General features: G+C 68.5%; 15 protein-coding genes and 1 pseudogene. 5 read left to right on the forward strand and 11 right to left on the reverse strand.

Annotation, left to right across the window (positions count from 1 at the left end):
• Positions 1-33: 33 nt before the first annotated feature.
• From rpmB to rpmF, 3 genes are read left to right on the forward strand one after another with little or no spacing between them, the layout of a single operon-like run.
• Complete coding sequence (gene rpmB / locus LO772_RS30280; RefSeq protein WP_231779784.1) at positions 34-270, forward strand: 50S ribosomal protein L28; 237 nt, start codon at positions 34-36, stop codon at positions 268-270.
• Positions 270-575, forward strand: coding sequence for a 30S ribosomal protein S14 (rpsN, locus tag LO772_RS30285; protein ID WP_231775211.1), 306 nt, complete (start codon positions 270-272; stop codon positions 573-575). The genes rpmB and rpsN overlap by 1 nt, the downstream gene beginning before the upstream one ends.
• A 51-nt stretch (positions 576-626) precedes the next feature.
• On the forward strand, positions 627-797 hold the full coding sequence (rpmF, locus tag LO772_RS30290) for a 50S ribosomal protein L32 (protein ID WP_231775212.1): 171 nt from the start codon (positions 627-629) through the stop codon (positions 795-797).
• Between the two features lie 59 nt (positions 798-856).
• Here the strand turns inward: rpmF and LO772_RS30295 are convergent, their stop codons facing one another.
• The 5 genes and pseudogenes from LO772_RS30295 to LO772_RS30315 all read right to left on the reverse strand — a co-directional run bounded on the left by LO772_RS30295 (position 857) and on the right by LO772_RS30315 (position 4,424).
• Positions 857-1,039 carry a hypothetical protein gene (locus LO772_RS30295; RefSeq protein ID WP_231779841.1) on the reverse strand — a complete coding sequence of 61 codons (183 nt, stop codon included), beginning with the start codon at positions 1,037-1,039 and terminating at the stop codon, positions 857-859.
• Between the two features lie 380 nt (positions 1,040-1,419).
• Positions 1,420-1,875, reverse strand: a pseudogene (locus tag LO772_RS30300) (transposase); the annotation flags it as partial.
• The gene (locus LO772_RS30305; RefSeq protein WP_231775213.1) at positions 1,761-2,204 is read right to left on the reverse strand and encodes a helix-turn-helix domain-containing protein; all 444 of its coding nucleotides are present in this window, start codon (positions 2,202-2,204) and stop codon (positions 1,761-1,763) included. The gene LO772_RS30305 and the pseudogene LO772_RS30300, both read right to left, overlap by 115 nt.
• Positions 2,205-2,583: 379 nt before the next feature.
• Positions 2,584-3,831: an IS701 family transposase gene (locus LO772_RS30310; protein WP_231775214.1), complete on the reverse strand. Its 1,248-nt coding sequence runs from the start codon at positions 3,829-3,831 to the stop codon at positions 2,584-2,586.
• A gap of 257 nt (positions 3,832-4,088) precedes the next feature.
• Positions 4,089-4,424 (reverse strand): hypothetical protein, encoded by a 336-nt coding sequence (locus LO772_RS30315; RefSeq protein WP_231775215.1) that lies wholly within the window; start codon positions 4,422-4,424, stop codon positions 4,089-4,091.
• Between the two features lie 269 nt (positions 4,425-4,693).
• Between LO772_RS30315 and LO772_RS30320 the strand changes: the two genes are divergently transcribed.
• Entirely contained in the window at positions 4,694-5,260 is a 567-nt protein-coding gene (locus LO772_RS30320) for a hypothetical protein (RefSeq protein WP_231775113.1), read from the forward strand.
• Here the strand turns inward: LO772_RS30320 and LO772_RS30325 are convergent.
• Both LO772_RS30325 and LO772_RS30330 read right to left on the reverse strand, forming a co-directional pair.
• Entirely contained in the window at positions 5,193-6,008 is an 816-nt protein-coding gene (locus LO772_RS30325) for an IS5 family transposase (protein WP_231775114.1), read from the reverse strand. The two genes, LO772_RS30320 and LO772_RS30325, sit on opposite strands and share 68 nt — an antisense overlap.
• 233 nt (positions 6,009-6,241) lie before the next feature.
• The gene (locus LO772_RS30330) at positions 6,242-7,795 is read right to left on the reverse strand and encodes an NACHT domain-containing protein (RefSeq protein ID WP_231775216.1); all 1,554 of its coding nucleotides are present in this window, start codon (positions 7,793-7,795) and stop codon (positions 6,242-6,244) included.
• Positions 7,796-8,833: 1,038 nt separating this feature from the next.
• Between LO772_RS30330 and LO772_RS30335 the strand changes: the two genes are divergently transcribed.
• On the forward strand, positions 8,834-9,316 hold the full coding sequence (locus LO772_RS30335; protein WP_231775217.1) for a hypothetical protein: 483 nt from the start codon (positions 8,834-8,836) through the stop codon (positions 9,314-9,316).
• Positions 9,317-10,073: 757 nt separating this feature from the next.
• On the opposite strand, the gene LO772_RS30340 is transcribed toward LO772_RS30335, so the two are convergent.
• The 4 genes from LO772_RS30340 to LO772_RS30355 form a co-directional block, all read right to left on the reverse strand.
• On the reverse strand, positions 10,074-11,303 hold the full coding sequence (locus LO772_RS30340) for a tyrosine-type recombinase/integrase (protein WP_231775218.1): 1,230 nt from the start codon (positions 11,301-11,303) through the stop codon (positions 10,074-10,076).
• A gap of 404 nt (positions 11,304-11,707) precedes the next feature.
• Entirely contained in the window at positions 11,708-11,965 is a 258-nt protein-coding gene (locus LO772_RS30345) for a hypothetical protein (protein ID WP_231775219.1), read from the reverse strand.
• Between the two features lie 647 nt (positions 11,966-12,612).
• Positions 12,613-13,455, reverse strand: coding sequence for a hypothetical protein (locus LO772_RS30350; RefSeq protein WP_231775220.1), 843 nt, complete (start codon positions 13,453-13,455; stop codon positions 12,613-12,615).
• Complete coding sequence (locus LO772_RS30355) at positions 13,452-17,816, reverse strand: AAA domain-containing protein (protein ID WP_231775221.1); 4,365 nt, start codon at positions 17,814-17,816, stop codon at positions 13,452-13,454. The genes LO772_RS30350 and LO772_RS30355 overlap by 4 nt, the downstream gene beginning before the upstream one ends.
• Positions 17,817-17,849 lie beyond the last annotated feature (33 nt).

A 17,849-nucleotide genomic window follows, 5' to 3' on the forward strand; every position in this document is an offset into this window, starting at 1 on the left:
GACCCGACCGGCGCCGAACCATCGGAGACACTCATGTCCGCACACTGCCAAGTCAGCGGCAGGAAACCGGCGTTCGGCAACGCCATATCCCACTCCCACCGGCGCACCCGACGCCGGTTCGACCCCAACATCCAACGCAAGCGCTACTGGCTGGCCTCCGAAGGGCGGTACGTCACCCTCACCCTCAGCGCCAAAGGCATCAAGACCGTCGACCGGCGCGGCATCGAAGCCGTCGTCGCCGCGATCCGGGCACGCGGGGAGAAGATCTGATGGCCAAGAAGAGCAAGATCGCAAAAAACGACCGGCGACGCGAGATCGTCGCGCAGTACGCGGAACGCCGCGCCCAACTCAAGGAAATCCTCCGCAGCCCCCACTCCACCGACACCGAACGCGACGCCGCCCTGCGGGAGCTGCGCCGACAGCCTCGCGACGCGAGTGCCACACGAGTGCGGAACCGCGACTCGGTCGACGGCCGCCCGCGCGGCCACCTGCGCACCTTCGGCCTGTCCCGCGTCAGATTCCGCGAGCAAGCCCACGCCGGATACCTCCCGGGCATCCGCAAGTCCAGCTGGTAACCGACCTCCACGACGCCGAACCCGTCAACTCCATCAAGGACACCGACTCACATGGCCGTTCCCAAACGCCGCATGTCCCGTGCCAACACCCACAGCCGCCGAGCCCAATGGAAGGCGACGACACCCGCCCTCGTCCCCATCACGCTCGACGGACGCGAACACCTCGTCCCCCGCCGACTCATCCGCGCCTACGAACGCGGGCTGATCAACCCCCGCGACTGACAGCGAAGACGGTGCGGCCGCAGGCACACCACGGAAGTCCTGGAGCGCCAGGACGCCGGTCAGTCTCGGCGCGCGATCCGGCGATCCTGGTGGCCGCGGGCGTCGTGGAAGTCGTAGTGATACACCGTCAAGCCATGTTCCTCGGCGATGATTTCCGCCACGGTGGTCTTGCCGGACCACTGTGCGCCGCCGATCCACAGCATGCGCCGCAGGCTGCCATGCGGATCCCAGATCTCTGACATGAGCGTCCCTCCCGTCGGAGAGCGGCGTAGAGCTCCGCCCGGTGATGATTGTTCGTGTTTGGTAGGAAAAATTGCAGTCTTGTTTTCCCTGGGTGGTTGGCAGAGAGTGAAAGAGAGGGGCGGGCCGTCGCCCGCCGCACACTTGGTGTGCAGTGTTCAGATGAGTCGTTGATGCGACCGGGGGGTAGTGCTGCGTTCCTCAAAAAAAGGGAGTACACAAATCGGCGTCGTAATCGCCGTGTCGGGGGGGCTGGTCTGCCCCATATCCAGGGCTTGGCCCGGGCGTTGAGCTGGGTTGTTGCGGTGCGGGTGGCGTGGTCGATTTCGTCGGGGTCGGCGAAGGACTGCCCGGCGAGGGCGGCCTTGGGGAAGATCCGCCACCAGCCCTCCTGGAGGTTCAGCCAGCAGGCACCCACCGGGATGAAGACGTGCCGGATCTGGGGTGGTCCGCGAGCCCGGGTCGAGACGCTGTTGTGCGAGGACAGGTTGTCCGTGACCACGACGATCTCACCGGTCGGGTTGGCGTCCTCGAGACACCCGAGAAACTGCTGGTAGAAGACGCTGTTCCGCGACGACGCGGTCATGGTGACCTGCTGTCCGTCGCGGACGCGGAGCCCGCCGTAGACCCATGTCTTCTCTGGTCCGCGGCTGTAGTCGATCTCATGTTTGATGCGGTGTCCGTCCGGTGACCAGCCCGGCGCCGGCGGGAACGCGCGGGGGATCACCGGGCCGAGCTCGTCGACGCAGACCACGGTCGCGTCGTCGGGCGGGCGGGTGTAGAGCTCGACGATCCGCGTCCTTTTCCCACGAACTCCGGGTCCCTCGACCGGGCCCACGACCGTGTGCGGCGCCACCGCACGCCCTCGGCGAGCAGGATCCTGCGGACCTGGCTGCGGCTGACCGCGATCCCCGCACGGCGGGCCTCGGCCGCCAACGCGTCCAGCGTCCACTCCGGCGGCCTGGTCGCGTCGCCCGCCACCAGGTCACCGCCCGGATGCCGCTCCAGCCCATGGCCCGGCGGAACCAGCTTCACCATCGCGATGACCCGGGACCGCTCCGCCTCGGTGATCCGGCGCTTCCGGCCGCACCCGGGCTGGTTGCCGAGGCCGACCAGGTCGTGGTCGTTGAACCGGTGCAGCCACGCCGCACCGTCTTCGCGTGACACCCCGCCCGAGCGGCGACCTGCGGAACATGCAGGCCGTCCCAGCTCAACACGATGATCCGGGCCCTGAGGATCCAGCCGCCGGAGCGTGACGCGCCCCGGCCAACCTTCGGATCTTCTTCTCCTCGTCCCCGTCCGCAGGCTGACGGGCCATCAGAAACTTCGGCATCGCACTCGCCCCCGAGAAGCCGAAACAACATTGCCTGACCACCACTTACCCACCCAAAGCGGAACGCAGCACTAGTAGTACTTCGTTAGGTTGGGGCTAATGTTTGGGTTCTGCGCCTGGCTTTCCGTGTGGGTAAGGGGCGGTGGCAGGTGTGGCAGGTGCCGGTCCAGCAGCCGAGGAGGTCCTGGAGTGTGTCGAGGACCTGGTAGAGCGTCAGGCCGGCGTGTGGGCTTTTGGGTCGAGCCTGCGGAGGGTGAGGAAGGCGTGGGCGGCGGTGACCAGGGCGAGGTGGTGGTGGAAGCCGCGCCAGGTGCGGCCCTCGAAGTGGTCCAGTCCGAGGCCGTGTTTCATCTCGCGGTAGTCGTGCTCGATCCGCCAGCGCATCTTGGCCAGGCGGGCCAGCAGCCTCGTGGTGGTGTCGGCGGGCAGGCTGGTCAGCCAGTAGTCGGTGGGTGCCTTCTCGCGTGTGGGCCATTCGGTGAGCAGGGTGGCGGCGGGCAGGATGCCGTCCCAGGCGGCGGTTCCGCCCGCGGCGGCGGTCGCGTGCCGTCGGGGTGCGACGCCCGCGGGGCGGACGGTCTGCACCCGGAACCGGGAGCGCATCGGGCCCTTGGATCCGTGCCGCCAGGTCGTGCGCCGGTAGGCGGGCCGGCCGCCGTCGGCGGCCAGGGCCTTCAACGCGGCGGGCTTGGTGCGGTAGCGCTCGGCGGGCCTGCGGCCCTGTCCGGACCAGGCGGGCGCGGCGGGGACCGCGTCCGCCTGGTGGGCGGTCTCGTCCGCGCGGACGGCGACGACGAAGTCCAGGCCGCGGTCGGCCAGGCCCTGCCGGAAGGCGTGACAGGCGCCGTATCCGGCGTCCGCGACGATCACCTTCGGGGCCAGGCCCCACGAGGTCGCCTCGTCGATCAGGTCCAGCGCGAGACGCCACTTCTCCCGGTGTTCCACCGCGTCGGGAACCCCCGTCCTCGCCCGCCGCACCGCGTCGCCGGCCCACTCCTCGGGCACGAACAACCGCCACGACAGCGGCACCGACGCCACATCCGAGGCGGCGTGCAGGCTCACCGCGACCTGGCAGTTCGACTGCTTGCCCAACGCGCCGCACCACTGCCGCGCCACCGCGACCGACATGGGCCCGTCCTTGGGGAACGACACATCGTCGATCACCCACACCTCGGGGTCCACCACCGGCACAGTCTTCAACGCCACCGCACGCAGGACCGCGACGTGGTCCCACGGCGACTGGCTCACGAACTGCTGCAACGACTGCATGTCCCCGTCCGGCAGCCGCTCCGCCATCGGCTGCACCGACTTGCGCCGCCCGTCCAGCATCAACCCGCGCAGATAGCAGTCCGCCCACCCCCGCGTGTCCTTCCGCGGCACCGACGCGAACACCTCAGCCACGAACTCGGCGAGATCACAACGCAGTTCCTCTATCTCCCCCAAAAGCACAACAGACAGCATGCCCGATGCCGACACCAACATCAACTTCGAGTTAACGAAGTACTACTAGCTCTTCAGTCACTGAAGACAGTCGGACGTTATGCACCTTGTATCCCCCGATCCCGCGCCTGATCCGTCATGCCGTAGTAAGCGAGCGTTGAACAGCGCAGGTGCTCCTCACCGCTGAACAGCACGCTGGGCACCGGACGCCCAACGCTGATTGCTCCTGTGCACGCTCGGTGGGCTGCAGCCGCGCGCGTGGCGCCAGTGGAACGTGATCAGACTTGATTCGCTGGGGCCGCCAACCAGTCCTGCAACTCCTTGTGACGGAACTGGTAGGCGCTGCCTGACAGTCGCAGGAGACCTGCTTCCTCGGCCCATCCGAGAAAGCTGCACAGACGCCAGGGGAGTTGCACAGGTGAGCGTCTGGTGGACAAGAGCAGGACGCCGTACCGCATGCCACCGATGGCCGCGAAGACGAACAGCGCCGCCGGGATGCCCATGATGAGCCAGCCGGCCCCCGCAAACTGCTCGTGATCCGCTCGGGCGGTATAGATGAGCAGAGGGGGCAGTAGAGCGGTGCTTGCCGTCACTGTGGCGATCTCGATGCGCAAGGTTGTTTGAGGTCTACGGGTGAAGTGTCTGGCTGGTAGGCCACGGGCATAGTGTCGTGCTGCGGCCCAGGCAGGGAGGAATGCGACGAACCCGATGACCAGCGTGCGGTCGGGCAGGCGAGCGTAGTGAAGAAGGCCGGCGGTTCCGATGGCGCCGCACATTCCCGCGAGGAGCGGGGCGCAACCTTGCTTCAGAAGCCGTTGTCTTTCCGAAAGTTCGGTGTGTGTTTTCGCTGGTCAGGCGTGAAGCGGTGTGTGGTGCGGGAGGGATGACGCATCGTTGTCGTCTCTTCGCGGGAGTGCTTGTGCCGTCGGTGATGGGGTTGTTGGAGGAGCGGGAGACTGCTGCCCGGGCTCGGGTGGAGGAACTGCGGGCGGAGGCGGAGCGGGTCGCGGCCGCGTTGCGGGACGCCGAGGCGGTGCTGGAGCGTCGCGTGATCGCGGTCGCGGAATTGGCCGAGGCCCTGGGAGAGCCGGAACCGGAGGCGTCTGCGGCCGGCTCGGAGCCGGAGCCTGTGGAGGTCGAGGCGGTGGCGGCGGGTTCGGTGGTGCCGCGGCGGGGAGGGCGGGCGTCGGTGGCGGTGCTCGCGCCGGACTACCGGCGGATCGTGGGTCTGGTGGAAGAGGCGGACGCGGCCGGGTTGCGGGTGAAGGAGTTGGCCCGGGGGCTGGGCCTGGAGCTGGTGCCGGGGAAGGTGGAGGGGGTGCGGTCGAAGGCGAAGCGGCTGGTGGTGCGGGGATGGCTGTTGGAACGGGTGCCGGGGGTGTTCACGCTGCCGCCGGCGGCGCAAGGCGGGGGCGTGCTCGGTGCCGGCGGGCCAGGCGCCGGGTCATGAGCATGGCCATCGACCACCATGCGATGGTTTCGCTGCTGGTGGGGAGGGTTTCGTAGTCGCGGGCCAGGCGCCGTGAGCGCATCAGCCAGCCGAACGTGCGCTCCACCACCCACCGCCGGGGCAGGACGACGAAGCCGCGCACGTCGTCGGTGCGTTTGACGACCGTCAGCGCGATGTCGAGGTGTTCGTCGGCCCAGTCGACGAGGTCGCCGGTGTAGGAGCCGTCGGCCCAGATCCGCCGCAGGTGCCGGTGCCGGGCCCGCAGCGCGGGCAGCATCCGGGCGGCGGCCTCGCGGTCGGTGACGCCGGCCGCGGTGACCAGCACCCGGAGCAGCAGCCCGAGGGTGTCGACGACGATGTGCCGCTTGCGGCCGTTGATCTTCTTGCCGCCGTCGTAGCCGCGTGAGGCGGACGGCACCGAGGCGGCGGCCTTGACCGACTGCGCGTCGATGCTGCCCGCGGTCGGTTCCACCGCCCGGCCGGCCGCGACGCGGCACCGCGCCCGCAACCGGTCGTGGAACTCGGCGGCCAGGCCCTGGTCGCGCCAGCGGCGGAAGAACGCGTAGACCCGGTCCCACGGCGGCAGGTCCGCGGGCATCGCCCGCCACTTGATGCCGTTGTCGACCAGGTACCGGACCGCGTCGACCATCTCCCGGTGGCAGTACGCCTCCGGCTGCCCGCCCCGGCCCTCCAGCCAACGCGGCACCGGAAACGCGGCCCGGACCACCGCCCACTCCGCGTCACTCATGTCCGAGGGGTACGCGCGTGCCCGGGGCGGCCGACCGCCCGCGTTTCCGTACGCATGTGCGAGACAGTCACACCCACGGCTGAACGGATTGGACTCGCCCGCAGCAACCGCGTACAACCGTGGCAACAGGGCCTCCTGGACATCTCGTTCGGTCTCGACAACCACCGAGATTCCAAGAGGCCCTGCTTTCATGCGCCTTCAGCGGCGGGACCACTCCAAAGAGAACCCAAGTCCTATAAAACGACGCCAAGTTCGCTAAGACAACGGCTTCTCAGCACGTCTTGACGGTGTCCGAAGAGTTGGGAGCTGCTCGCTGACTCCACAGCAGACAACACGGATAACGTAAGGCCGGACAGCACCATGAAGGCGATGCCGATCTGCCACGGAGGGGGCCAGCCGCGTTCGGCTTGCATTCCCGTGATGAGGCAGGCGACTGTGACCGCGACGATTCCGGTGGTGATCATGCGCATGGATCGGATGACGTGTTGTGGGCCGGCGAGCGGCCACAGGTCCAGAGGGGCGATGTCGGTGCCTGGGAGAGCCTGGCCGTGTGTCGTCCGCCCCATGGCAGCGTTGGCGTTGAGATAGCCGGCAAGGGTGCCGAGCCAGGTGCGTGCCTGGGTGGGTGTCGCATTCCAGGGGGGCGGGTGTGTGGTCAGCGTGCTGCTCACCAGGAGTCGCACGAGGTGATCGCGGAGCGCGGGTTCGGAGTTGAGTGCCGGATTGAGCAGGTCGCGCGGTGTGCGCAGATAGGCGCCCGAAGCTGGATGTTGCTGCTCGTGGACCGTGACGGCAATCGTCAGTCGCCACGGAGTTGACAGCGTCCGCGCGAGCGGGCCAGAGGGACGCGCGTTGATCTCATCGAGAACGCTCCGCCAGCGTTGCGGATCGGAAACCCGGGCGCGGATGAAGTCGCAGGCTGCGATGGGCGCGACGGGTTCAAGCGCGACGTGGGCAGCATCGCGGGCCCAGGTCTGTACCACTTCCAGATCGCGGTATCGGCCAGATCGACACGTGAGGACGAGGCTGGCTCGCTCATGCCCGAGTTGATAGGCATTGAGGACGTCGAGCGCGCGGCGCGCCCGCGTTTGGTAGGTCTGTGGCAGGTCGTCGGTGGAGTCCATTTCATCGAGTCCGTCCAGCACAGGCAGGATCATTCCGGCAGTGATCAAGGCGTCGGCGGCTCGGCGTGAAACTGAATAGGACTCGGCGATGGATCGCGCGAGCCACGCTGTCACGAGGCGAGATGGGTCGGGGGCAGGGCTCGGAGTGGGCCCTGGATGAATTTCCGACCAGGATGACAGGGGGAGTCGAACGGGGACTGGCGCGTGGTCGTTGCGATCTTTGATCAGTGCCAGGACCAGGTCGATTGCGAGGAGGGTCTTCCCCGCGCCGGGAAGACCCGTGATGACCATGCGCCGAGGTTCCAGCGCCGTGAAGTAGTCCGCGATTTCGGCGAGCGTCCCGTGAGGTCGAGCGCCGGTCGCTGTTTGATGCGGGGCGATGGGGCGCCGGAGTGTGAAACGCACATCGATGGCTTTGGGGTCGCCCAGGATCCGATTACGGTCTGCGGTCTCCTTCTCGCGGATTTCGGTGGCGAGCCTGCTCGCGACGGCGGCGATGTCACGGTCACGGCGCTGTGCCTCACCCCAGGCAAGGAAGCAGGCGAATGCCAACGCAGCGACCGCCAAGATCGCACTGAGCGGATCCACATCGCCGCGTTTCGCGCCAGGCAGCAACCAAACCGAGGCCGCTGCGAAACCGGCAAGGGTGGTCGTGAAGACCATCCGGGTCGGCAATCCTCGTCGCATGCTCAAAATCATCTCCGCGCGCCGCAGGCCGCCGCAGGTGAATCCGGTTATCGGCGTCCACGGCATGGCCGAGCTGGTTGCCCGACTCGCCCGCGCTGGCGAGCAGCAGATCCTGAAGCTCCCCCGAACTCTGCCGTGGTCACGCGCGGGTTGCCTGCCCAGTAGAGGACGCGGTCCCCGGAGGCGCCGACGTAGAAGATGTGCGCGGGGCCCACGTTTCACGAGGACATTGGTTGTCTTCACAGCGGTTCGCCTCGATGACGCCCAACGTTGACGAATGCGACGGGTCGTCGCGAAAGCGGCGGGAGATCATGGGGCCTGTGTACGAACTGCCACGGTTAGGCGACGTCGGCCCTGGTCTGGCGCATATTCGACGAGTCGGGTTCGACATGATGTCCGGGTGACCTCGTACCCCGTTGGCTTGGTCCCGTTGACGTTGCTGGACGCGGAGACGGACGCGCTTGCCTTGGCTGGCGACAGCCCCGTCACGTACCTCGTGGGCGGCGCCAGCTTGGTGTTCGGGGCGTCCGCGACTGTGGTCGTGGTGGACGCGGGCGATGCTCCGGATGCGAGCAGGGTTCGCAACAGCCGCATGTTCCAGCTGATCGATGCTGCGGCTGTCGGTTTCATGGACAGGTTGTACGAACTGCGGGAGCGGGTGCTTCTGTTCGTCCGGGTGCCAGAGGGTGTGCTGTTTCTCGGGCAGGGTGAACTGTGGTCCTGGGGGGACGGGCTTGAGGGCGGGTTCGACGCTGTCCTGGGAGTTCGGCCGCCGCTGTCCGAGGCCGCGCTCGACCGCGTCCGTCCGCCGCGTCCGGTCGGTTCGCTGCCGGGCGTCGACTGGCTGGCGGCCGTGCCGACGGACCCGTCCTCGGCCTTGGCCGACTTCGTCGCCGGCTGGTATCCGAAGACCTCCGACGCCGCGCCGGTCGCCGCGCCCGCACCCGAACTGCCGATCCCCCCGCCCTGGCGCATTTCCACGGGCTCGCCGCGGACCACCCGCAGATCCTGGGCGTGCACAACTCCGTCACATCCTGGGAGACGTCGGCTCGCCATTCCGGAGGTCTCCTGCCGATCGCCGTCGAGAACCAGGGCGGGTGGGACTGGCTCGTGGACCCGAACCGGCCTGACCCGGCGGTGTGGATCCGCCACGACGATGTCAGCCCGCTGGAGCGCGAACGCGAGCCGCTCAGCGGATGGCTGCTTCAGTTCGTCCTCGCCGAGGCAGCCGTCGGCGGGCCCTACCGCGCCGTTGTCACCCGGCCGCCGGTGCCGCTCGTCGACGACCTGACCCGGGCACTGCGCCGCGTACCGCTGCGGTCGTACTGGTGGACGGGCAGCCCGACGTCCTTCTACGTCGCTCTCGGCCTGGTCCTCAAAGTCGGCGGCGAAACCGGCGGCGACGCGTACGACTCGGTCGTCGCCGCCGCGACCCACCGCACGCTCCTCAAACCGCTGGCCCAGGCAGGTATCGAATGGCTGCACTTCGACCGTTGAACCGCGGTCGCATCGTACTCTGAGGTCATCGCCCCTGGTGCGCCGCTTGGACCGAAGGCATCGCCAGCGTGTTCACGCGGCCGGTCGTGTGAGGCTCGCGTTCTCCCCACCACAAGCGCGCGCAGCGCCTCGGGGCCGAACCGGCCCCGAGCATAGTCCCGGCCACGTCGATGAGGGCGCCTGCTCATCGGGTCGCTGGCGGGAGCGGGTTCGTGGTGCCACATCTGTCGGGCGTAGCATTCTCTTGTGATGATTTGCGCCCGTCGTGAGCGCGCCAAAGTGCCTGCAGGGCCCTGCCGTTCGTGTCCTTGGGTAGTTGGCCTGTGGGACCACGACGGGACCACACGCCGTGCGCGAGGTAGGATGAACTGTACTCGGCTGCACGCCAGTTCGTGTGGTATATAGCGTCTGACCTGCGGGAATGCTGGGGGTCAAGGGGTCGCAGGTTCAAATCCTGTCGTCCCGACCAGCGTTTACGCAGGTCGAAGGCCGTTCTCTCCATCTGGAGGGGGCGGCCTTTCCGGCGTCCGGGGGCGTGGTGGTCGCGGTGTGGTCGCCCTTTCGGCGGTGCCGGTGGTCGGTGAGGCCTGAAGTCGCCGTCCCTCGGCGATGGTTCGATCACCGGACGCGTTTCGTGGGCATCGCGTGGTGGTCGCAGGGTGGTCTTCTGCGGCATTGCGGTCGCACGGGACTGCGTTCGGGCAGCGCGTAGCGTCCCGAGGGTTCGGACGGATGGACGATCAGCGAGGGCTGATGGTCAGCCGCGGATCAGTGCCTTGCCGTGGCGTGCGTGTGCCGACGGTGTGCGCCTTCGTTGCCCGGGCGCGTTGTTGTCGGAGTCGAGGACGTCGAGGACTTGCTGGAACCAGCCGCGCGGGGGCTCGGGTGGTGTGGGGCCGCGCGTTGGTGGACCGCAGCCGCCGGTCGTGGCCAGGCGGTCTTCGGCGTGGGCGAGGACGCGTTGGATGGTGGTGACAGCGGCGCGTGCGGCCGGGCGCGTGAGGTGGGCGTAGATGTTCGCGGTGGTCGACAGCGTCGAGTGCCGCAGTGTCTTGGACACGACGACGAGCGGCACTCCGGCCGCGATGGTGAGGGTCGCGGCGAGGTGCCGCAGGTCGTGCAGCGTGATCCGCGGGAGGCCGGCGGCCGTGGACAGGCGGCGGAACCGGTCGAGCAGGGTCTGCGGGCGCAGCGGGCGTCCGTCCGGGCGAGTGAACACCAAACCGGAGAACGGCCCCGTGCGCGGGCGGGCCTGTGTGCGGCGTTGTTGGGCGGCGCGGTGTTTCAGTGCGTCGGCGACGCGGCCGGAGATGGCGACCCAGTTCCTGCTGTTGCGGGATTTCGGGGTCGTGATGACCAGGCGGTTGTTGTCGACGCAGGAGAGTGTGTAGCGGATGTAGAGGACTCCGGCTTCGAGGTGGACGTCGTCCCAGTGCAGCCCGAGCGCTTCGCCTTTGCGCATTCCGGTGCCGATGAGTACTTCGCACAGGTCGGCCATGAGCGGGTCCTGCCGGTGGGCGTATTCGAGGAACCGGGCGGCTTCCTCCGCGGTCCACACCACCCGCTCGGGGCTCGGCGGCCGGCGGATGACCGGCGGACACGCCGGGTTCGAGGCCAACCGGTGAACCCGGACCGCGTCCCCGAGAGCACTGGACAGGGTGGCGAGGCACCGGTACAGCGTGGTGCGGCCACGGCCGGCGGCGAGCTCCCGCCGGACGAACGCCAGGATCTGCCGGTGCCCCAGGTCGTCCAGCCGCATCGCTCCGAGCCCGGGGATGAGGTCGTTGGTGACGTAGTCCCGGTAGCGGACGTACGTCGTCGGCTTCAGCGTCAGTTCCTTCTCCGCGAGCCACCCGTCGAGGTATTCGGCGACGGTCTGGTTCGGGTCCGCGTCGAACCCGCCCACCTCACCGTCGAGGAGCCGCCGCAGCGCGGCCTTGGCGGAGGATTGGCTCTCGAACCCGCCGCGGCGCACGGTGGTGCGCACGCCACGGGGCGCGGGAACATCCACGGCAAAGGACCACGACCCGTGACCCGGATCGGAGAGCAGACGAGGGCAGCGGGTGCCGAGTTGCCGTCGGTCGCTGTCACGGCAGCCGCAGCGGCGGTAGACGCGTCCGCGAGTGGACGAGCGCATGGTGATTGCCTCCGGTGGAGCAGGGCCCCGGGCTCCTCCAGTATCCGCCCGCCGCGACCACCAGCCGGGAAGCAGGGTGTCTGACCTGTAGGTCTCCCCTTGGCGCGGCCTCAAGTGCCAGGTAGCGGTTACCGTTGTCGATGCCATAAGCGGTCCCCCGGTGGCCGAACGATTGGCAAAACGCTGTGATGGACAGCGGTTTCTCCCCCGGACACGTCAGTTCAACACGAAATGTCCTGGCGCTCGACCTCAGTTCAGGCGACGACTCCGTTTCCGTTGACGGTCTCGGAGAGCTGGCGGTTGTCGCCGGAGATGACGATCACGAGCGCGTGGTGGAGCCGGCGATCACGGAGCGGTGGCAAGGGTTTTCGGCATGGTCTCGTCAACCTTGACGGGTGCACGTTGCTGGAGATCGCGAGGCTCTTGCGCTCGTATGGAGCGTCGCCCCGACGGTTGAAGCCCTCGGGGGTGTTGGCGGAGGCGGGCAGGACCCCGACGCCGTCGACGGTCACGAGGTCGGTCTGGTCAGGCGGGCGAACGCTTTGGTGACGGAGTCTCGTCCACGCGTCCCGGCGAAGCAGCCCGCCGAGGGCTTCTGTGCAGTGACGCTCGCCCGTGCTGGACGGCCTGCGGATACACGGCTCTCCCGACGGCCGATTTATTTCTCGAAGAAAGTCGCAGGCTAGGACAGCTTTGGCGTAGGAGCGTACGACGGCAGCCCAGGTCATGGCGCCGGGGCGGTCCCGGACGCCCGGAGCATCTCCCAGACCGTGGACCGGCAAACGGATGCCGATCACGGCAAGCTCACCGTGGACCCGGCAGTAGCCTCACCCCTGACTCTCCCGCACAAGGCGCACGACCAACACTCGGACCGAGCGGCTGGCCCCGCAGGGGTCCCGGCTGCCTCCTGCGGGATACCGCAGCGTGTCGCCGATGGACCAGGTCGCAGGGCCCGCAGCACCACGTTCGGCCGCAGGTCAGTCGCATCCGGCGCTGCACCCGCATTGCAGCGGGTGCCGCGCCGCGAGCCACGCCACGGTCACCGCAGTGAACCGCGGCCGAAACCACCGAGCTGCCGTTCCAGAACGCTGTTCCGCTGACGCAGCGCCAGGATCTACCCGTTCCGTGCGGTGGGGCCCGCTCCCGCTCGTGACGTGGATCAGTTCACGACGGTTTGGGAGTCGGCGAGGTCGTTCAGGACGGCGTTGACCACGGGCCAGCACATGTCCAGTGTGTCGCGGTCCGGTTTGTGGGCTTCGCGGATCTCGGCGCGGGGATGGACGAAGTTGCGGTACCTGCGTAGTTCGTGGCAGAAGCGCTGTACGTCGGCGCCGATCCATCCTTCTTTGTGGCTCATGATGATCAGTGCTTCCAGGCTCACCTTGTCCGGGCGCGTCGTGCCTACCAGCAGGGAGGCCTTGCGTTCCCCGACCACGTGGACCAGGACGCCTTCGAGGAGGCTGCCGAGCATGATGATGGCCGCCACGTGCGCACCGTTGGCGTAGCACGTGTGTGCCTCGTCGAGGCGGTGTTGGAGGAGACCTGCCATCCTCTGGTCCTTGATGAGGTCGGTCATGGCTGCTTTGAGTTCGACTGGGCCCTGGCTCCCCGGATGGGAGAGGGAGGGGTCGCAGGCCACGAGGCGGGGGCGGCCCGCCGGGTTCTCCACGCGTACGCCCTCGTGAATGAGGAAGGCGTTGAGGGCGGAGACGACGGTGGAGCGCATCTCCGGTTCGTCGAGGTATTCGCGCGGGTCTGCGAGCCGGAGCAGGATCTTCTCCACTTCGGCGGGTTCCTCGCGGCGTTCGGTGAGCTGGGCGAGCGTCCATTCCCTGCGGTACTCGCCGTCGAATTCCGGTACGGACCGGCAGCCGGCGCGCTCCAGGAAGCGCGCGATCTCGTAGCCCCTCCGGTAGTACAGGTGATCGTCGCCGCAGATGACGCGGGACAGTTCCTCAAGGGTGTTGGTGTCCAGGACGCCGAGTGGGGACTGGGGGGTCATGCCGAGCCTTCCGGGGTGTCATCGGTTTCGTGGTCGTCGCCCGGATCGGTCGCGTCCAGGTCGTCGGGGGATTCGTTTGGTTCCTCGGGCGTGCCGTCGTCGGTTGAGAGGTCGATCGGGGTCCACTGCGGGCCGGGTGTTGTGGTGGCCGAGGGCGATGGCGTGGTTGCCGGTGTGAAGGAGGTCGGTTTGATGTCCAGGCGATCGAGTTCCTCCCACAAGCCGGTCAAGGCCTCGTCGGGGTCGAATCGGAACTCGCTCTCGGGGATGCGCCAGAACGTCCAGCCGACGCGCTGGAGTTCGCGGTCGCGCTGCTGGTCGTAGCGGATCTGCTCGGGAGCCGAGTGGTATCGGGCGCCGTCGCATTCCACTGCCAGGCGCCGGCGCGCTCCCACGACGACGAGGTCGATGCGCTTGTTGCCTGCCGGAAGCTGTGGGACGACGTGGTACCCGCGTTCCCTCAGGTGCAGGTAGACGTGTTGCTCGAAGAGTGATTCGAAAGGGTCCTGGACGACGTCGTGGGCGACCGCTCCGAGACTGTCGGCGGCTGCCAGCGCCGCGGGTGGGTTCCGCATATAGGCGAGCAGGTTCGTGCGCAGGTCGCCGGGCTTGAGTCGGTCCGGCGGGATTGAGTAGAACAGCCACATCTGGTCCTGGGCCCGCGACGCGGCGACGTTGTAGGACCGCCGTTCGCTCAGCGCACCACCCATGATCCGCGGCGGATGGGTCGCGACCATCGACAGCAGAATCACGTGCCGTTCGTCGCCCTGGAACGACGCGGGAGTACCCACCCGGATCCGGTGGTGCTCGCGCACCGGGGCGGGGAGACGCTCGTTGACGAGTCGCTCCAGGAGGTTGACCTGTCCGACGGGCCCCTGGAGGGCGATGATGCCGATGGTCTTGTCCTGATAGGCCGGGTCTTCCGTGAGCGCGGCCACGCAGTCGACGATCGCCTCGGCTTCCTTCGGGTTGTGCAGACGACTGTCGCGTCCCTTGGTGACCGCCCCGTCGACGAATCTCGTCACCAGGGGTTCGAGGCGTTCACCCCCGTACTGGCGGAGCGGCTGCAGCCTGTTGTTGTAGAACGTCTGGGACGACCAGCCGATGATCTCGGGCATGCAGCGGAAGTGCTCCTCCAGCCGGATGACCTGTGGGAAGAAGGTCGACAGCAGTCCGTAGAGGTTGGTGGTCGGAGTGTAGAGCTGGCGAAGCCGGAGCGGCATCTCCGGCATGTGAGAGGTGAGGCGGTCCATGATCGCCTGCACACGGCCCATGCCGCTGAGCGGCGGCGCGCACTGTTTGTCGTCTCCGACGACGATGACGCGGGGGGCCAGCCACAGCAGGAACAGGGCGTCCATGCCCGCCTGGCTGGCTTCGTCGACGATGACGACGTCGAACGCGTCGCGCTTCGGCTGGACCATCTCGGCCACCTGGGCGACGGGCATGACCCACGCAGGCACCGCACTCTGCGCTGTCCTCATCGCGTCCTGCGCCGCGGCCCGGTAGCGGCCGGCGTGGCGGCCTTTGCCTTTGCCGTACGACGCCATGTGGTTGCGGTATGCCTGGAGCGCTGAGCGTTGCTGCTGTGTCATCCGCGTCAGACAGTGGAGTCGGCCCCATGCGGCGGCGAGGTCGCCGGTCAGGGCTTCGAGGTTCCGCTCGCACTCGGCCAGTTCGCCTTCGAGTCGGCGCTCGCGGCCCGGCGTGCGCTGACCGCGTACGAATGCGGAGGCCGCCGACCAGGCCCACGCCTCTGCCAGCGAGCCCAGCCGCGTGTCCCACGCGGGGTCGTGGGGGGAGTAGGTCAGCTGATCGGCGAACATGGGGTGCGCCGTGCGCAATCCTTCAAGGAGGACAGCGCAGCGGCGTTGTCGCTGCTCGCGCGCGTACGCCTCACGCAGCGCGTGGAGTTGCTTCGTGTAGCCGTCGACGTCGTGGTCACGAACGGCCTGGGCGGCGCCCAGTGCTTCGGGGGCGGCATGGGAGCCGTCGACCGGAGTGCGGAGCAGTTCGTCCCATGCGCCGAGTTGTGCCAGGGCTTCGTCCGCAGTCCGCCAGCCGGCCAGGGCAGCCAGTGCGTTGGTGAAATTCTGCCAGGCGGGGCGGGAGGTGAGGGGGATGTGCCGGCCGTGGCGGACGAGCAGTTTGTCGATGCGTTCGCGGGCAGCGCCGAACGCGTCCACGTGCGCAAGGAGGGTGTACGCCTCCGTCAGCGCCGCCAGGCGGAGTTCCACAGGCCCGTCGGATGCCGGGACTCCTGCCTGAGCCCACCGCTTCGCAACCGCCGCGACGAGCGAGTGCGCCCGCAGGTAGGCGAGAACGGCGTCGATATCCTCCACCGTTCGCGGCGCATGTCCGCTCACCGTGCAGGTGTCGAGGAACTCCTGGGCGGCCTTCTGCGCCTTGGACGAAAAGAGACTGCCCGGCGTCCGCAGTTTGCCGCCGGCGGACAGGTGGTCGCGCAGGCCGGATCCCTGGAGGAGCAGCGAGTCGGCCCGTTCGGCGGACAACTGCCCCGGTACGACCACGCGCTTCGTCCCCAGCTCGTCCATCTGGTCGGACACGGCGGTGAGTTGGTCCGCAAGCTCGGAGACACGACGCCACAGCGTGCCGTTTGTCCGGGAAAGCCGGTCCGACAAGGCCCTGGTGGCCCACTTGTTTTCGGGCCACTGGTCGGTCGCGGCCGGTATCCCGAGGTGATGGAGGGCGGTGCGGCAATCCCCCGCAAGCGCGGCAAGTTCGTCGGTGACGTCGACCGGGAACCGCGCGAGTTCGTCGCGCAAACCGACGGCCTCGGCGGAAAGACCGTCGTCGGGGATCAGACTCGACGCGAGCGCGCGGGCCACGTCGTCGGGTGACGGCAGGGTTCCCGGATGTGGCACAACGCCTGTCCGCTGCGGCTCAGCGGCGCCGTCGCGCAGCAAACTGAGCAGCTCCGCCGCCTGCGCGGGTGACAACGGTGGAGTGGAAAGTGCCTGCCCGGTATCGGGGATCACCCCGATCCACGAGTGGCTTTCCGTGAGATCGCGGACGCGCTGAACGATCTCCGCGAGCGTGCCCGTGTAGCCGGGGGCGATCTCCGGGTGCCGGTAGAGCTCCGCCTCCCGGAGCGCGATGACCTGCTCGGTCAGCGAGCGGATGCTCCCGCGCACCTCGTCTCGGCGCGCGGACAGGCGACGGATCTCGTCACGGAGTTGTTCCGGGTCGCTGGCGGCGACCTGATCGGACAGGGCGTTGATCGTCCGGTCAAGCTCGTCGGCGCCGTCCCGACGCGCCGAGCTCAGGAGAAGGATGCACAAGTCCCGTACCGCAGGGGGCAGTTTGTCACGCAGCACCGTCAGGGCCTGATCACGCGCGCTGGTCACCAAGACCCGCTGGCCCTGCGCGAGCAGCGCACAGACCAGGTTCGCGATCGTATGCGTCTTGCCGGTACCAGGCGGCCCCTGCACCACCACACCGGAGTCATGCTCCAACCGCCGGAGCACGCTGCGTTGCCGTTCATTGGTCTTCCCCGGGAAGAGCGGGTCGTCACCGAACAGCGGCGGCGTCGCCTGACCGCCCCAGCCCGCCCGCTCCTCAGCGTTCAAGGGCAGCACCAGTTGGGCCAGGCCGAGCGGCGCATGGGCCTCGGACGCAATGGTGTCCGCGATCCGGTCGTAGAAGCCCAGCAAGGCGTTGCGGTCACGTGGACGCAGCACCAAAGCAGGGGCGAAGGTGAGCCGCGCGCCGGCCTCCGGCTCGCGAGGCGGCTCCCACTCGGCGCTGAACGCCACCGGGCGCTGGAGCACCCGCTCCTGCCACTGGGCAAGCTGCTCCAACGCATCCTCACCCAGCGGGTGCAGCGACTGCGCCGCGATCTCCTCCACAAGCGCCGCCGACCGCTCGGGAGCCCAGCCGTCGTTGGTGTCGAGGAAGGCCTGGTCCTCCAGCCGCGTCGCGCCCTCGGTGGTGAGACGGACCGTGAGGCGGGCGGTCCTGCGGTCCACCGACGTCTCCACCCGACGCGTGAGAAGGTGACGGTGCACGGTGTCGCCCCGCGGATCAGTCCACGTCAAGAGGCCGACCGCCAGCACGAGTTCAAGCTGGTCGTCCTGCTGGGTCAGCTTCTGGTGCCACTGGTAGGCCTGCTCGTACACCGCTCGCAGGTCCCGCTCGGCACGCTCCCGCGCCGCCCACCGGCGCCACCGCTCAAGCCACGGACCGTAGGCACGCAGCACATCGGCCGCGTCCTCACGGCGGACGCTGCGACCATCCAACTCCTCCGGCTGGTCTTGGCCGTCGGAGGCGCTTGTCAACGCGTGCGCTGGTCCCGAGTCCGCCAGCGGCGGATCACCGCGGTCCGGGTCCTGGCAACGTTCCACGGGCACCCACCCGTCCAGCACCACCGGTAATGG

It is taken from the genome of Yinghuangia sp. ASG 101 (assembly GCF_021165735.1).
In the GTDB taxonomy this organism is placed as follows: Bacteria; Actinomycetota; Actinomycetes; order Streptomycetales; family Streptomycetaceae; genus Yinghuangia.

What these genes read in the sequence shown, in the direction of transcription:
- rpmF (WP_231775212.1), top strand. Translation starts at nt 627, where the DNA reads ATGGCCGTTCCCAAACGCCGCATGTCCCGTGCCAACACCCACAGCCGC.
- LO772_RS30325 (WP_231775114.1), bottom strand. Translation starts at nt 6,008, where the DNA reads ATGAGTGACGCGGAGTGGGCGGTGGTCCGGGCCGCGTTTCCGGTGCCG.
- rpmB (WP_231779784.1), top strand. Translation starts at nt 34, where the DNA reads ATGTCCGCACACTGCCAAGTCAGCGGCAGGAAACCGGCGTTCGGCAAC.
- LO772_RS30330 (WP_231775216.1), bottom strand. Translation starts at nt 7,795, where the DNA reads ATGGTCTTCACGACCACCCTTGCCGGTTTCGCAGCGGCCTCGGTTTGG.
- rpsN (WP_231775211.1), top strand. Translation starts at nt 270, where the DNA reads ATGGCCAAGAAGAGCAAGATCGCAAAAAACGACCGGCGACGCGAGATC.
- LO772_RS30295 (WP_231779841.1), bottom strand. Translation starts at nt 1,039, where the DNA reads ATGTCAGAGATCTGGGATCCGCATGGCAGCCTGCGGCGCATGCTGTGG.
- LO772_RS30320 (WP_231775113.1), top strand. Translation starts at nt 4,694, where the DNA reads ATGACGCATCGTTGTCGTCTCTTCGCGGGAGTGCTTGTGCCGTCGGTG.
- LO772_RS30350 (WP_231775220.1), bottom strand. Translation starts at nt 13,455, where the DNA reads ATGACCCCCCAGTCCCCACTCGGCGTCCTGGACACCAACACCCTTGAG.
- LO772_RS30310 (WP_231775214.1), bottom strand. Translation starts at nt 3,831, where the DNA reads ATGCTGTCTGTTGTGCTTTTGGGGGAGATAGAGGAACTGCGTTGTGAT.